We start from the raw sequence: 14,696 nt of genomic DNA on the forward strand, positions 1-14,696 counted from the left end.
AAAAAAACGCCAACCCTGAGGTTGGCGTTTTTCATGTATCGCTTACCGCTTACTCAGGCTTGCGACGACCAAAGCCTGGACGCTGGCCGGAACCGGCTGGCGCACCGCGGCGTTTGCCCGATGGTGCATCCTTGTCGACCAGGACGATGCCCGGGCGTTTCTTCGGCGCCGGTTTGGCCGGGCGCTTGGTGTCGGACGGACGATCGGCCACTGGCGTACCGCGACCGGCTGGAGCACCGCGATCACTGCGACCACCGCTTGGCGCACCGCGGCCTTCGCCACGCTCGGTGCGACCGTTGGCCGGACGTGGCGTGCGTGGACCGCGCTCGCCATCGGCACGCGGAGCAACCGGCTTGCGCGACGGACGCTCGCCTTCGATCTGCGGCTCACGTGCAGGACGCGGGCCCGCTGCCGGAGCGCCGGTCGCTGGACGCAGCGTACGCACGCGCTCGGTCTTGCCGACCGGACGGGACGATTTACGCTGCATACGTTCGAGCTTGTCTTTGCTCTTGGCGTTCATCTGCGGCATGGCCACTGGGGTCAGGCCCACTTCAGCACTCAGAATGTCGACTTCGTACTGGCTCATTTCGCGCCAGCGGCCCATCGGCAGGTCCGAGTTGAGGAACACCGGACCGAAACGCACGCGTTTCAGGCGGCTGACCACCAGGCCCTGAGATTCCCACAGGCGACGAACCTCACGGTTACGCCCTTCCATTACCACGCAGTGATACCAGTGGTTGAAACCTTCGCCACCGGGCGCCTGCTTGATGTCGGTGAATTTGGCCGGGCCGTCTTCGAGGACCACGCCTGCCTTCAGGCGCTCGATCATCTCGTCATCGACTTCGCCACGTACACGTACCGCGTATTCACGGTCCATTTCGTAGGACGGGTGCATCAGGCGGTTAGCCAGCTCACCGTCGGTGGTGAACATCAGCAGACCGGTAGTGTTGATGTCCAGGCGACCGATGTTGATCCAGCGGCCTTCTTTCGGACGCGGCATCTTGTCGAACACGGTCGGACGGCCTTCAGGGTCGTCACGGGTGCAGATTTCACCGTCGGGTTTGTTGTACATGATCACGCGGCGTACCGACTCGGCGGCTTCTTCGCGCTTGATCACCTTGCCATCGATGGTGATGGCGTCATGCAGGTCGACGCGCAGGCCAAGGGTGGCGTCTTTGCCGTTGACCTTGATGCGGCCGTGGCTGATCCAGGCTTCTACGTCACGGCGCGAGCCGACGCCGATACGGGCGAGGACTTTTTGCAGTTTTTCGCCTGCTGGGCCGATTTCCTGATCGTCTTTCTGGTCGTTGATACTCATCTGGGCACCTCCCGGTGTGGTCTGTTCAGGCGGCTCTGAAGTGAGGGTCCTGAAGAGTTGAAAGCTTGTACTCGGGCGAAGGGATCGCCGAAGGGTCGCGAATCATACGCTCATGGGAGCGTTTGCGCATCAGAGACTAGCTGATGAATGGCCAGTTACCTGGATTTCCGCCGACCGGTGGCGCCGAGTTTGATCAAGCGCAACGAAGCTTCAGCGAGGACTGTGCGCTTGTCGGTCTTGTCGAGCTTCTTCCAGGCCTTGATCTCGCGCTTGCTGCGGCCACAGCCGAGGCAGATGTCGTCGGTGAATTTGCAGACGCTGATGCAGGGGTCTTTGGTTGAGCTCATCAATCACTCCATTCGACACCAATCCCTGTGGGATTTGGGTCAGTCTTCGAACTCGCGGCGTTCGGCTTCGATGGCTTCGGCGAGAGCCTTGGCTTCGGCTTCTTCGTCGCTCAACTCGGGCTCGGGTTTCGCCTGTTCAAGGGCAGCGACAGCCGCCAGGAGTTTCTCGCGCGCCTCGGCGACGCCAAGCACATCATCCTCAAGCTCTTCTTCAACTGTGGCTTCTGGCTCAACCGGAAGTTCAGCTCCAATCTCCGGCGCCGGCAACTCCAGAACCTCTTCGGTCCCGGTCACCGCGCTATCACGCAGAATGTCATCGAAGTCGGTCTTCAACCCCTCCTCCATGGTGTCCAGTTCCAGCAACAGCGTATGGAAACTGGTTTCTTCCTTGGGCTCCTCCGGCTCAGCGCTGGCATCCGCCAGTTCCTGCAACCCGGCCGGCACCGGCGCGTCGTCGAAATCGAGCACAGGATCTGGCTCCAGCTCGCGCAGTTCGGCGAGTGGCGGCAAATCGTCAAGATTCTTCAGGTTGAAGTGATCGAGAAAAGCCTTGGTGGTGGCGAACATCGCAGGTTTGCCCGGCACATCACGGTAACCGACGATGCGAATCCACTCCCGCTCCAGCAACGTCTTGACGATGTGACTGTTGACCGCCACACCGCGCACGTCTTCGATCTCGCCCCGGGTGATCGGCTGGCGATAGGCGATCAGTGCCATGGTTTCGAGCATGGCACGGGAATAACGTTGCGGGCGCTCTTCCCACAAACGTCCTACCCACGGCGAGAACTTTTCGCGGATCTGCAGGCGATAACCGGAGGCGACTTCCTTCAGCTCGAAGGCACGACCGTCGCAGGACTTGGCGAGAATCGTCAGGGCTTTCTTGAAGACTGGCGGCTCGGGGCGCTCGCCCTCTTCGAAGAGTTCGAACAGGCGTTCAAGCGATTGCGGTTTTCCCGAGGCCAACAGAAAGGCTTCAAGCAGTGGCGCCAGCTCGCGGGGTTCAGTCAGGTTCATGATTCAACTCGTTATTCGGCTCGGGCTCGCACGTGGATCGCCGCGAACGGCTCATTCTGCACCAGCTCGACCAAAGATTCCTTGACCAGTTCGAGGATCGCCATAAAGGTCACCACGACACCCAGGCGCCCTTCTTCGGCCGTGAACAGCTCGACAAACGGCACGAAACCGCCGCCCTTGAGCCGTTCCAGCACGTCGCTCATGCGCTCGCGAGTGGACAGCGCCTCGCGGCTGACCTGGTGACTTTCAAACATGTCGCCACGGCGCAGGACCTCGGCCATGGACATCAGCAATTCTTCCAGGCTCACGTCCGGCAACAGCTTGCGCGCCCGGGCTTCCGGGGCATCCAGCTTGGGCACCACCACGTCACGACCAACGCGGCTCAAGCCATCGATACCTTCGGCGGCGGCCTTGAAACGTTCGTACTCCTGCAAACGACGGATCAATTCGGCGCGCGGGTCGTCTTCTTCGTCTTCGATGGTTTCGGCTCGCGGCAACAGCATCCGCGACTTGATCTCGGCCAGCATCGCGGCCATGACCAGGTACTCGGCGGCCAGTTCCAGGCGCACCGACTGCATCAACTCCACATAACCCATGTACTGGCGGGTGATTTCCGCCACCGGGATGTCGAGGATGTTGATGTTCTGTTTGCGGATCAGGTACAGCAGCAGGTCGAGGGGGCCTTCGAAGGCTTCGAGAAAGACCTCGAGTGCATCCGGTGGAATGTACAGGTCCAGCGGCATTTCCATGACCGCCTGGCCATAGACCATGGCGAAGGGCAGCTCTTGCTGGGCACCGGCCTGACTGTCGACAACGGGTTCTACTGCAGACATCTACGCCTCGGCCATGAACGGCGTCGGATCGCCGCAACCCACGCGGATCACTTCCGGCTCGCCGTCGGCGAGGTTGATCACGGTGGACGCCTTGATGCCGCCGAAACCGCCGTCGATGATCAGGTCGACCTGATGCTCGAGCAACTGGCGCATTTCATACGGATCGGTCAGCGGGTCGGTGTCGCCGGGCATGATCAGCGTCACGCTCATCAGCGGCTCGCCGAGTTCTTCCAGCAGCGCCAGGGCAATCGGGTGGCTGGGCACGCGCAGGCCGATGGTGCGTTTTTTCGGGTGCAACAACAGCCGCGGGACTTCGCGGGTGGCATTGAGAATGAAGGTATAGGGCCCTGGCAAATGTGCCTTGAGCAGGCGGAAGGTGCCGGTGTCGATCTTGGCAAACAGCCCCAGTTGCGACAGGTCGCTGCAAATCAGTGCGAAGTTGTGCTTCTCATCCAGTTGACGCAACCGGCGAACGCGCTCCACGGCATTCTTGTCGCCGATCTGGCAACCAATGGCGTAGGACGAGTCAGTGGGATAAATCACCACCCCGCCGTTGCGGATGATCTCGACAGCCTGTTTGATCAGGCGCGCTTGCGGGTTTTCCGGATGAATCTGGAAAAATTGACTCACATTCTCTACCTGTTCAGACGGCGGCAATAATTGGGTCATGTTTGAATCGACACCACAGTGGTGGCAGATCCTCCGGGAGCGGGCGGTATTCACCGATCTCGGACCAGCCTCCAGGGCCATGAAAATCACTGCCGGCGCTGACCAGCAGACCGAACTCACGAGCAAGAATCGCCAGACTGCCCACCTGCTCCGCGGGCTGATGGCCATTGACCACTTCGATCGCATGGCCGCCTGCTTGAATATAGTCGGCAATCAGGCGACGGCGCTTGCTGCGAGTGAAATCGTAGTGCCACGGGTGCGCCAGGCTCACCCAGGCTTTGGCCGCACGCAGGGTTTCGACCGTCTCTTCCAGGGTCGGCCAGTGTTGCTTGACGTCCCCCAGCTTGCCGGCGCCCAGCCATTTGCGGAACGCTTCGGCGCGATCCTTGACGAAACCTTCGCGCACCATCCAGTCGGCGAAGTGCGGACGGGCCGGCGCGTTACCGCTGTCGCCCAGTTCCTGCTGGATCGCCCGGGCGCCTTCCAGCGCACCCGGCATACCCTTCAATGCCAGCTTGCGGCTTATTTCTTCGGACCGTAGCCAACGGCCATCGTGCAATTTGGCGATGGCTTCGACCAACGGCGGTGCATTCACATCAAATCCGTAACCCAACACATGAATGGTCGCACCACCCCAGGTGCAGGATAATTCGACGCCGCTGACCAGTTGCATCCCCAGCGCCGTTGCCGCGTTGCGGGCCTCGTCGAGGCCTTCGAGGGTGTCGTGATCGGTCAAGGCCAGGACTCGCACGCCTTTTTCGTACGCACGCGCCACCAGGACAGCAGGCGCGAGAGCGCCATCGGAGGCGGTGCTATGGCAGTGCAAATCGACATTCACGGGGATGTGTTACCTCAAATCAGCTGACGCTATCGCGCGCCCATATGTTTGTTATTATGCCGCCACATCCTGCTTCTGGCTGCCACTGTGAAACAATTCATCGATTTCATCCCGCTCCTGCTGTTTTTCATTGTTTTCAAGATCGACCCACGGGTCGTTGACATTGGCGGTCATCAACTGACTGTCGGAGGCATCTACAGCGCCACCGCGATGCTGATCATCAGCTCCCTGGTCGTCTACGGCACACTCTTCATCAAGCAGCGCAAGCTGGAAAAGAGCCAGTGGCTGACCCTCATCGCCTGCCTGGTCTTCGGCAGCCTGACCCTGGCGTTCCACAGCGAAACCTTCCTGAAATGGAAAGCGCCGGTGGTCAACTGGCTGTTTGCGCTGGCGTTCATCGGCAGCCATTTCATCGGTGACCAGTTGCTGATCAAACGCATCATGGGCCACGCGCTGACCCTGCCGGACCTGGTCTGGACGCGCCTGAACATCGCCTGGATCGCGTTCTTCCTGTTTTGCGGTGCCGCCAACCTGTTCGTCGCGTTCACGTTCCAGGACTACTGGGTCGACTTCAAGGTCTTCGGCAGCCTGGGCATGACGTTGCTGTTCCTGGTCGCCCAGGGTATTTACCTGTCCCGCCACCTGCACGACGCCGATACCACCACGCCAAAAACCGAGGACTGACATGCTTTACGCAATCATTGCCACAGACGTCGCCAACTCCCTGGAAGCCCGCCTGGCCGCACGGCCTGCACACCTTGAGCGCCTGCAAGTGCTCAAGGGCGAAGGTCGTATCGTATTGGCCGGCCCGCATCCGGCGGTCGACAGCAATGATCCGGGCGCTGCGGGTTTCACCGGCAGCCTGATTGTCGCCGAATTCGATTCCCTGAGCGCCGCCCAGGCCTGGGCCGACGCCGATCCGTACATCGCCGCAGGCGTCTACGCCAACGTTTCGGTCAAGCCGTTCAAGCAAGTCCTGCCGTAAATTCCTCCCGCGCGATGAACCTTGTCGGTTCATCGCGCTCTCAATCGCTCATTATTCTCGTTTGCCTGCCGACAACCTGCCCAATAATCGATTGGAATCAGGAGCTCCGATGCGCAAAGGTCCGTTGTGTCTGATGTTGGTCACGTTGTCGATCGTGGCACCTGCCCACGGTGAAGAAAGCGCAACGCCGCTGTCCTTGAGCGCCGGCAGCCAGATCACCGAGTTGCAGCAGCGCTTGAAGGTGAGCGAACAGCAACGAGAAGAACTGAGCAAACAACTGCAAAATGCCGATGCCGAACGCGAAAGCGCTCAACTGAGCCGGTTGCGCCAGGAGAACCAGCGTCTGAAGCTGCAACTCAAGGAGGCCCAGGCCAGCAGTCCGCTGCCGCGTTTTCTCACAGACCAGCAGCAATGGTTCGTGATCGGCGCGGGAGTAGCGCTATTGGCCCTGCTCTGCGGTATCTTCGCCAGTGGTGCAAGTCGAAAACGTCGACAATGGCTAAATTGAGTGAGTCATGAGCGAGCTGTTATTAATTGATGATGATCAGGAGCTGTGCGAGCTGCTGGTCAGTTGGCTGAGCCAGGAAGGCTTCCAGGTCCGTGCGTGCCACGACGGCCAGAGCGCCCGTCGCGCGCTGGCCGAAACCTCCCCGGCCGCCGTGGTGCTGGACGTCATGCTGCCGGACGGCAGCGGTCTGGAATTGCTCAAGCAATTGCGCAGCGATCACCCGGATTTGCCGGTGCTGATGCTATCGGCCCGCGGCGAGCCGCTGGATCGCATCCTCGGCCTGGAACTGGGCGCCGACGATTACCTGGCCAAGCCGTGCGACCCGCGAGAGCTGACCGCCCGCCTGCGCGCAGTATTGCGCCGCAGTCATCCGACGGCGGTGTCCAGCCAGCTCGAACTGGGCGATCTGTGTTTCAGCCCGGTGCGCGGCGTGGTCAGCATCGATGAACAGGAATTCACCCTCACGGTGTCCGAAAGCCGCCTGCTCGAAGCCTTGCTCAAGCAACCCGGCGAGCCGCTGGACAAACAGGAACTGGCGCAAATCGCCCTCGGCCGCAAACTGACCCTGTACGACCGCAGCCTGGACATGCACGTCAGCAACCTGCGCAAAAAGATCGGCCCCCACCCCGACGGCCGCCCGCGTATCGTCGCCCTGCGCAGCCGTGGTTATTACTACAGTCTGTAAACCGGACAACAGCAACCTGTGGCGAGGGCGCTTGCTCCCGCTGGGTTGCAAAACGGCCCCAAAAGAAGGCCTGCTGCGCAGTCCAGCGGGAGCAAGCGCCCTCCCCACGGGTTACTGCCAGCTACATTTGTCAGGTCGGCGAGAAATCGTCTTTACCCAAGCTTTACGCTCCGCTGACCGCCGCTGACCTTGATCTCCGTAATCTGAACTCATCCGGAACGTACCGGGAACGAGACAAGGAGATTCACCATGCGCAAGACTCTTATCGCTCTGATGTTCGCCGCCGCCCTGCCGACCGTTGCCATGGCCATGCCTGAAGGTGCCGGCCCGATGGGTGGTCCGATGGACGGCTCGCGCCACGGCGGCCAGATGCACGGCATGCACGGCAAAGGCCCGTACAGCCAACTGGACCTGAGCCGCGAACAGCGCGAGCAGATCCGCAAGATCATGGGCGAGCAGATGCACGAGCGTAAGCAAGTGGTCGACAAGTACCTGGAAAAACTCTCGCCAGCCGACCAGAAAGCCATGAAGGACGAGATGGCCGCCAACCACAAGAAAGCCGAGGCTGATGTGCGCGCCCTGCTGAAACCGGATCAACAGAAGCAATTCGACGAGATCCAGAAAAAACAGGCCGAGCGCCGCGCCGAATGGGCCGAGTTCAAGGCGTGGAAAGCGCAACAACCGCAAAAAGCGCAATAATGCGCTAACCCTGGACCCAACGGCTGAACCCCGTTGGGTCTGCCCCCTCAATTCAATGTAGAAGCGAGCCTCTGTGGCTCTCTCCCACATGGGATTGTGTTTGTTCGAGGACTTTCTGTGCGTTCATTGTTCTGGCGTATCCTGGCCAGCTTCTGGCTGGCTATCGCTCTGGTGGCAGGGCTTTCCATTCTGCTCGGGCACATGCTCAACCAGGATGCTTGGATTCTCAGCCGCCACCCGGGCCTCAACACTCTGGCCGAGCAGTGGACGCAAACCTACGAAGCACAAGGCGAAGAAGCCGCCCAAGACATTCTGGAACAGCGCAAACGCCAGTATCACATCGACGTTCAGGTGCTTAACGAGAGCGGTGATCCAGTCGTTCGCGGCACCTTCCCTCGTCGCGCGGCGGCCTTCGAAGCGCGACAGAACAACGATGACCGGCGCCTGCCGTGGCGCCGTCTGACCGATGAATACACCAGCGCCAAAACCGGCGATACCTACCTGCTGATCTACCGCATTCCGCACCCCGAGCTGGACGCATGGCACCGCGAAAGCCTGCTCTGGCCACTGAGTGCGCTGGGTATCGCGCTGGTGGTGCTGACCCTGTTCAGCCTGTTCGTGACCCTGTCCATCACCCGCCCGCTTAGCCGCCTGAGGGGCGCGGTGCATGATCTGGGGCAAACCACGTACCAGCAAAACAGCCTGGTGAAACTGGCCAACCGTCGCGACGAGTTCGGCGTGCTGGCCAACGACTTCAACCGCATGGGCGCACGCCTGCAAAGCCTGATCAGCAGTCAGCGGCAACTGCTGCGTGATGTGTCCCACGAATTGCGTTCGCCCCTCGCCCGGCTGCGCATTGCACTGGCACTGGCGGAACGGGCCAGCCCCGAGGAGCGCGAAAAACTCTCGCCGCGCCTGACCCGCGAGTGCGACCGGCTCGAAGCGCTGATCAGTGAGATTCTGGTGCTGGCGCGGGTCGATGCCGATAACGCCAGTGCTGAAGATGTCGATCTGAATGCGCTGCTCAATACGCTGCAAAAGGATGCGCAATTGGGTTCGCCGGAACAGACCGTTCGCCTCGACGCCGAACCGCAATTGAACCTCAAAGGCTGGCCGACGATGATCGAGCGCGCCGTGGACAACCTGCTGCGCAACGCTCAGCGCTTCAACCCGGTGGGGCGACCGATCGAGATGCAGGCGGTGCGGCAAGGTGAGCGGATTGTAGTGAGTGTGCGCGACCACGGGCCCGGCGTGGATGCCGAGCATTTGAGCCAGTTGGGTGAGCCGTTTTATCGAGCTCCGGGGCAGACGGCGGCAGGGCACGGCCTGGGGTTGGCCATTGCGCGCCGAGCGGCGGAGCGGCATGGCGGAAGTCTGGTGCTGGCCAATCATCCGGATGGCGGATTCATCGCCAGCCTGGAATTGCCGTTGGTGCCGGGAATCATCGTCCAACCCTGATCCCCTGTGGGAGTAAGCCCACTCCCACATTTGATCGGTGGTGTCAGGCCTTGCCGGGCCAGGCGCTGACGAACTCGGTGAGGTCTGCTTTTTCCGCAACACGCGGTTCTTTCTGCGGCGTGCCCAGGTAAAGAAACGCAATCACCTCCTCCCCTTCCGCCAATCCCAACCCTTGCGCCACATGCGCCGAATACGCCAGATCACCGGTGCGCCACACCGCGCCAATCCCTTGCGCATACGCCGCCAGCAAAATCCCGTGCGCTGCGCAGCCAGCCGCCAGCAGTTGCTCGGACTTCGGGTATTTGACGTGATCCTGCACCCGCGCGATCACCACGACCACCAGCGGTGCGCGCAGCGGGCCGTTGCGCGCCTTGTCCAGCGCAGCTTCGGACACATCGCCGTCCTGCAGTTTCGCAGCTTCGGCCAGCAACTCGCCCATCTGCTCACGCGCTGCGCCTTCGACTGTCAGGAAGCGCCAAGGCTGCAAATGGCCGTGGTCAGGTGCACGCATCGCGGCACCAAACAGCACTTCGCGCTGCTCGGCGCTGGGGGCCGGGTCGACCAGTCGTGGAACGGAAACACGGTTGAGCAAAGCGTCGAGAGCCTGCATCGGCCACCTCCTGAAAAAAATGTCTGGCTATTCTAGCTGCAAGTGCCTCGGGGATGCCGGTTTACATGCCCTGCCCCACGGGTAGAATGGCGCCCTTCCTACTTTCAGCCCGAGCGGACTTCATGGCGTTGCCGACCTTACGTCTCATTGGTTTCATCATCGGCCTCTTCCTGATCACGCTGGCGATCGCCATGGTCGTGCCCATGGCCACCCTGGTGATTTTCGAGCGCACCGGCGACCTGCCGTCGTTCCTCTGGGCCAGCATGATCACCTTTGTCGCCGGCCTCGCGCTGGTCATTCCCGGTCGTCCCGAGCACGTGCACCTGCGTCCGCGAGACATGTACCTGCTGACCGTCAGCAGCTGGCTGGTGGTGTGCATCTTCGCCGCACTGCCGTTCCTGTTGACCCAGCACATCAGCTACACCGACTCGTTCTTTGAAAGCATGTCCGGCATTACCGCCACCGGGTCAACGGTGCTCAATCATCTGGATGACATGTCCCCCGGCATCCTGATGTGGCGCTCATTGCTGCACTGGATCGGTGGCATCGGCTTCATCGGCATGGCGGTCGCGATTCTGCCATTGCTGCGCATTGGTGGCATGCGCCTGTTTCAGACCGAGTCGTCGGACCGCTCCGAAAAAGTCATGCCCCGTTCGCACATGGTGGCGCGGTTGATCGTAGCGGCTTACGTCGGCATCACCATTTTCGGCAGCCTGGCGTTCTGGTGGGCGGGAATGAGCCCGTTCGACGCGATCAACCACGCGATGTCGGCAATTTCCACCGGCGGTTTCTCCACCTCCGACCAGTCCCTGGCCAAGTGGACGCAACCGGCGGTGCACTGGGTGGCGGTCGTCATCATGATTCTCGGCAGTCTGCCGTTCACGCTGTACGTGGCCACCTTGCGCGGTAACCGCCGGGCCCTCATCAAGGATCAGCAGGTTCAAGGCTTGCTCGGCATGTTACTGGTGACGTGGCTGGTGCTCGGCACCTGGTACTGGTGGACCACCCAGCTGCATTGGCTGGACGCGCTGCGGCATGTGGCGCTGAACGTGACATCGGTGGTGACGACGACAGGATTTGCATTAGGCGACTACAGCCTCTGGGGCAACTTCTCGCTGATGCTGTTCTTCTATCTGGGGTTTGTCGGCGGTTGCTCGGGATCGACTGCGGGCGGGATCAAGATCTTCCGCTTCCAGGTTGCCTACATACTGCTCAAGGCCAACCTTAACCAGCTGATTCACCCCCGCGCGGTGATCAAGCAGAAGTACAACGGCCACCGGCTCGACGAAGAGATCGTGCGTTCGATCCTGACGTTCTCGTTCTTCTTCGCCATCACCATCTGCGTGATCGCCTTGCTGCTGTCGCTGCTCGGTGTCGACTGGATGACCGCCCTGACCGGCGCGGCCAGTACCGTGTCGGGCGTCGGGCCGGGTCTCGGCGAGACCATCGGCCCGGCAGGTAACTTCGCCACGCTGCCGGATGCCGCCAAATGGATTCTCTCGTTCGGCATGCTGCTCGGCCGACTCGAGATCATCACGGTGTTCGTTCTGTGTATTCCGGCGTTCTGGCGTCACTGACCCGATTCGGCGCTTCCATCAGCCGCACCCGGTACTCGCCGGGCGTGGCGTCGAACCAGCGTCGGAAGGCGCGGAAGAAATTGCTCGGATCGGCGAACCCCAACAGGTAGGCAATTTCCAGCAGGGTCATGGTGGGCTGCGCGAGGTATTGCTCGGCCAGTTCGCGCCGGGTGTCATCGAGCAACGTCTGAAAACTCGTGCCCTCTTCCTGCAAGCGCCGCTGTAACGTCCGTTGTGACAGGTGCAGCGTTTGCGCCACGGTATCGCGCTTGGGTTCGCCCTGGGGCAGCAAGCGGCACAACACCTGCCGCGCCTTGTGGGTCACGCGGCTTTCGGAAAACCGCGCCAGGTATTCGCCGGCAAAGCGGTCATGCAGCAGCGCCATGGCCTCGTTGGCGGTCGGCAATGGTGCTTCCATGTCGGCGCGTTCGAAGATCAGCGCGTCATAGGGCGCGTTGAACACCAACGGCGCATGGAAGGCTTGTTTATAAGGTTCAAGATCGGCGGGCTGTTCGCCCTGCACCAGCACCTTGCGCGGTTGCAGGGTGCGCCCGGTCAGCCAGCCGCACAATGCGAGCGCGCAGGCCAGCGAGGCTTCGGCACTTTGTCGGGTCGGTGGCAGGTGGTCGCCGTGGACCGTCAGAATCAGCGCATAACCCTCGTCCAGCAGACGGAAACTCAGGTCGGCACTTTCGGCGATGATCCGCTGATAACGCACCAGCCGTTGAAAGCCTTCGGCCAGGGTCTGACTGGACATCAAGGCATAACCGGCCACATGGAAGGAGGCCGGTCGTACCACCTTGCCCATGTTCAGGCCGATCGCCGGGTTGCCGGACAGCTCGACGGCGCGCTGCCACAGTCGTGTCATGGAATCTTGCGGGAAGCGTGCATCCGGATCGTCCAGTGACGCGTAGTCGAGCCCCAGCTGTTTGAACAGAACCCGGCAATCCAGGCCGTCCATTTCCAGTGCTTTGACAATCCCCATCGCCCAGCTTGCAGAAGTCGTTCTTTCGCTCATGGCGTTTACTTACATGGTGAGCCGCATGCTACGGCCAATTTCCGAAGGATACTAAAGTGGCGCCCATTGTCACTGGCTGATGCCAATGATCACTCTAGACTCAAATAAGCTACCCGCAGAACAACTTGCAATCAGAACAATAACCACAGAGATCGCAGTCGTGGAAAACTTCAAACGTTTCAATAGCTTCGCCGAGTTTTACCCGTATTACCTGAGTGAACACAGCAACAGTACCTGCCGACGATTGCACTTCATCGGCACGACACTGGTTATTTTCATTCTGGCCCTGACCATCGGCAAAGGCGCCTGGCTGTTGTTGCTGGCCGTTCCGCTGGCCGGCTACAGCTTCGCCTGGGTCGGGCATTTCTTCTTTGAAAAGAACCGTCCTGCGACTTTTCAACATCCGCTTTACAGCCTGCTTGGCGACTTCGTCATGTACCGCGACATGATTCTGGGCCGCGTGCCGTTCTAGGCCCGATTGGCCAGCAATGCGTCCTGCGCAGTCAGTGTGCTGATGGTCACAGGTCCTACACTGGAAAAATCCCTTTCGACAAGAACAAGAGGATAGCCGATGAATGCGAATGCCCGTTTCACCCACATGCAGGACGGTACGCAGGAGGACTGGGCGATCATCGCCGCCGACTTCAGTGCCTATGCGAGACAATTGCCGACACGGATTGTGGCGCACCTGAAACTGCTTGAGGGTGATTTTGGCGGCTTCCCGGTGGATCGTCTGACCCATTCGCTGCAAACCGCCAGCCGTGCCTGGCGCGATGGCCGCGACGAAGAGTACGTGGTGTGCGCCCTGCTTCACGACATCGGCGACACCTTGGGCTCCTACAACCATCCAGACATCGCAGCGGCGATCCTCAAGCCCTTCGTCAGCGCCGAGAATCTGTGGATGGTGGAGAAACACGGGATCTTCCAGGGCTACTACTTCTTCCATCACTTGGGCATGGATCGACATCTGCGCGAGCAGTTCAGCGGACATCCGCAGTATCAGGCGACCATCGAATTCTGCGCGAAGTACGATGCGGCGGCGTTTGATCCGGATTACGACACGCTGCCGCTGAGTTTCTTCGAGCCGATGATGGAGCGGTTGTTTGCCCAGCCCAAACATTCAATTTACAAGGCGGCGATGGAAGAGCATATGCCGGCCTAAGATCAAAGATCGCAGCCTTCGGCAGCTCCTACAGAGGACCACATTTCCATGTTGGAGCTGCCGAAGGCTGCGATGTTTTGATTTTTTACGCGGGCTCCGCGACCTTGATAGCCTTCAATTCTGCCTCCCGCGCCTGGGCATCCGCCAACCGGAACAACTCGATCGAACCATCCCAATGCTCGATCAGCGCCGTGCACGATTCCACCCAGTCCCCGCAATTGAGGTAGTCCACTTCGCCGACCTTGCGGATTTCGGCATGGTGAATGTGCCCGCACACCACCCCGTGCAATTCGCGTTTGACGCATTCGTGGGCGATGGCTTCTTCGAAGTCGCTGATGAAGCTGACGGCGGTTTTCACCTTGTGCTTGAGGTACGCCGACAGCGACCAGTAACCGTAGCCATAACGCGCACGCCAGTGGTTGAGCCAACGGTTGAGGGTCAGGGTGAATTCGTAGGCCGAGTCGCCGAGAAAGGCCAGCCAGCGGTGATAACGGGTGATCACGTCAAACTGGTCACCATGGATCACCAGCAAATGACGGCCATCGGCAGTCACGTGCACCGCTTCATCCACCAATTGAATGTTGCCCAGAATCAGCTTCGAGTAACGGCGCAGGAATTCGTCGTGGTTGCCGGTGACGTAGATCACCTCGGTGCCGCGCTTGCTCATGGTCAACAGGCGACGGATCACGTTGGTGTGCGCTTGCGGCCAGTACATGCCACTGCGCAGTTTCCAGCCATCGATAATGTCGCCGACCAGGTAGATCTTGTCCGCGTGGTAGCCCTTGAGAAACTGCGACAAGTGCTCGGCCTGGCAATCCCGGGTGCCCAGGTGCACATCGGAAATCCATAAGGTCCGCACACGTTGCTTACGACTGGGTTTGGCGAGCTCGGCGCTGGTCATGGGCAACCCTCTGCGATTGTTTTTGCAAGCTTGCGCCGGCCCGGTTAATTGCCCATGACAATGACAAGTCAGTC

18 protein-coding genes are annotated in these 14,696 nt (G+C 60.6%); 9 read left to right on the forward strand and 9 right to left on the reverse strand.

Annotated elements, in window-relative coordinates; translation table 11 throughout:
- Positions 1-49 precede the first annotated feature (49 nt).
- The 6 genes from rluB to ACM6I5_RS14730 form a co-directional block, all read right to left on the reverse strand.
- Positions 50-1,318: a 23S rRNA pseudouridine(2605) synthase RluB gene (rluB, locus tag ACM6I5_RS14705; protein WP_017337143.1), complete on the reverse strand. Its 1,269-nt coding sequence runs from the start codon at positions 1,316-1,318 to the stop codon at positions 50-52.
- Positions 1,319-1,473: 155 nt separating this feature from the next.
- Positions 1,474-1,665, reverse strand: a complete 192-nt coding sequence (locus tag ACM6I5_RS14710; RefSeq protein WP_017337142.1) for a DUF1289 domain-containing protein — start codon at positions 1,663-1,665, stop codon at positions 1,474-1,476.
- A 39-nt stretch (positions 1,666-1,704) separates the two neighbouring features.
- Positions 1,705-2,679, reverse strand: a complete 975-nt coding sequence (gene scpB / locus ACM6I5_RS14715) for an SMC-Scp complex subunit ScpB (protein ID WP_414884129.1) — start codon at positions 2,677-2,679, stop codon at positions 1,705-1,707.
- Positions 2,680-2,690: 11 nt separating this feature from the next.
- Entirely contained in the window at positions 2,691-3,512 is an 822-nt protein-coding gene (locus tag ACM6I5_RS14720) for a segregation and condensation protein A (RefSeq protein ID WP_017337140.1), read from the reverse strand.
- Positions 3,513-4,142, reverse strand: a complete 630-nt coding sequence (locus ACM6I5_RS14725) for an L-threonylcarbamoyladenylate synthase (protein ID WP_031318536.1) — start codon at positions 4,140-4,142, stop codon at positions 3,513-3,515. It abuts the gene before it with no gap.
- Between the two features lie 13 nt (positions 4,143-4,155).
- Positions 4,156-5,019, reverse strand: coding sequence for a PHP domain-containing protein (locus ACM6I5_RS14730; protein ID WP_414884130.1), 864 nt, complete (start codon positions 5,017-5,019; stop codon positions 4,156-4,158).
- Between the two features lie 87 nt (positions 5,020-5,106).
- Here ACM6I5_RS14730 and ACM6I5_RS14735 point away from each other — a divergent pair, with 87 nt between their 5' ends.
- The 6 genes from ACM6I5_RS14735 to ACM6I5_RS14760 all read left to right on the forward strand — a co-directional run bounded on the left by ACM6I5_RS14735 (position 5,107) and on the right by ACM6I5_RS14760 (position 9,354).
- Positions 5,107-5,703, forward strand: a complete 597-nt coding sequence (locus ACM6I5_RS14735; protein ID WP_017337137.1) for a septation protein A — start codon at positions 5,107-5,109, stop codon at positions 5,701-5,703.
- 1 nt (position 5,704) lies between these two features.
- Positions 5,705-6,004, forward strand: coding sequence for a YciI family protein (locus ACM6I5_RS14740; RefSeq protein ID WP_008156126.1), 300 nt, complete (start codon positions 5,705-5,707; stop codon positions 6,002-6,004).
- A gap of 109 nt (positions 6,005-6,113) precedes the next feature.
- Positions 6,114-6,512: a translation initiation factor 2 gene (locus tag ACM6I5_RS14745; RefSeq protein ID WP_017337136.1), complete on the forward strand. Its 399-nt coding sequence runs from the start codon at positions 6,114-6,116 to the stop codon at positions 6,510-6,512.
- A gap of 7 nt (positions 6,513-6,519) precedes the next feature.
- Complete coding sequence (locus ACM6I5_RS14750) at positions 6,520-7,197, forward strand: response regulator transcription factor (protein WP_017337135.1); 678 nt, start codon at positions 6,520-6,522, stop codon at positions 7,195-7,197.
- Positions 7,198-7,446: 249 nt separating this feature from the next.
- Complete coding sequence (locus tag ACM6I5_RS14755) at positions 7,447-7,896, forward strand: LTXXQ domain-containing protein (RefSeq protein WP_017337134.1); 450 nt, start codon at positions 7,447-7,449, stop codon at positions 7,894-7,896.
- A gap of 117 nt (positions 7,897-8,013) precedes the next feature.
- Complete coding sequence (locus ACM6I5_RS14760; protein ID WP_017337133.1) at positions 8,014-9,354, forward strand: sensor histidine kinase; 1,341 nt, start codon at positions 8,014-8,016, stop codon at positions 9,352-9,354.
- Positions 9,355-9,397: 43 nt separating this feature from the next.
- Here the strand turns inward: ACM6I5_RS14760 and ACM6I5_RS14765 are convergent, their stop codons facing one another.
- On the reverse strand, positions 9,398-9,964 hold the full coding sequence (locus ACM6I5_RS14765) for an NAD(P)H nitroreductase (RefSeq protein WP_414878490.1): 567 nt from the start codon (positions 9,962-9,964) through the stop codon (positions 9,398-9,400).
- 122 nt (positions 9,965-10,086) lie between these two features.
- Here ACM6I5_RS14765 and ACM6I5_RS14770 point away from each other — a divergent pair, with 122 nt between their 5' ends.
- The gene (locus ACM6I5_RS14770; RefSeq protein WP_017337131.1) at positions 10,087-11,541 is read left to right on the forward strand and encodes a TrkH family potassium uptake protein; all 1,455 of its coding nucleotides are present in this window, start codon (positions 10,087-10,089) and stop codon (positions 11,539-11,541) included.
- Here the strand turns inward: ACM6I5_RS14770 and ACM6I5_RS14775 are convergent.
- Positions 11,498-12,559, reverse strand: a complete 1,062-nt coding sequence (locus ACM6I5_RS14775; protein ID WP_017337130.1) for an AraC family transcriptional regulator — start codon at positions 12,557-12,559, stop codon at positions 11,498-11,500. The genes ACM6I5_RS14770 and ACM6I5_RS14775 overlap by 44 nt on opposite strands.
- Positions 12,560-12,719: 160 nt before the next feature.
- On the opposite strand from ACM6I5_RS14775, the gene ACM6I5_RS14780 reads away from it, so the two are divergent.
- Positions 12,720-13,031, forward strand: a complete 312-nt coding sequence (locus ACM6I5_RS14780) for a DUF962 domain-containing protein (protein WP_017337129.1) — start codon at positions 12,720-12,722, stop codon at positions 13,029-13,031.
- Between the two features lie 99 nt (positions 13,032-13,130).
- Positions 13,131-13,721 carry an HD domain-containing protein gene (locus tag ACM6I5_RS14785; protein WP_017337128.1) on the forward strand — a complete coding sequence of 197 codons (591 nt, stop codon included), beginning with the start codon at positions 13,131-13,133 and terminating at the stop codon, positions 13,719-13,721.
- 85 nt (positions 13,722-13,806) lie between these two features.
- On the opposite strand, the gene ACM6I5_RS14790 is transcribed toward ACM6I5_RS14785, so the two are convergent.
- The gene (locus ACM6I5_RS14790) at positions 13,807-14,622 is read right to left on the reverse strand and encodes a UDP-2,3-diacylglucosamine diphosphatase (RefSeq protein ID WP_414884131.1); all 816 of its coding nucleotides are present in this window, start codon (positions 14,620-14,622) and stop codon (positions 13,807-13,809) included.
- Positions 14,623-14,696: the final 74 nt, after the last annotated feature.

The sequence above is a fragment of the Pseudomonas sp. IT-P171 genome (assembly GCF_949767765.1).
Taxonomy (GTDB): Bacteria; Pseudomonadota; Gammaproteobacteria; order Pseudomonadales; family Pseudomonadaceae; genus Aquipseudomonas; species Aquipseudomonas fluorescens_B.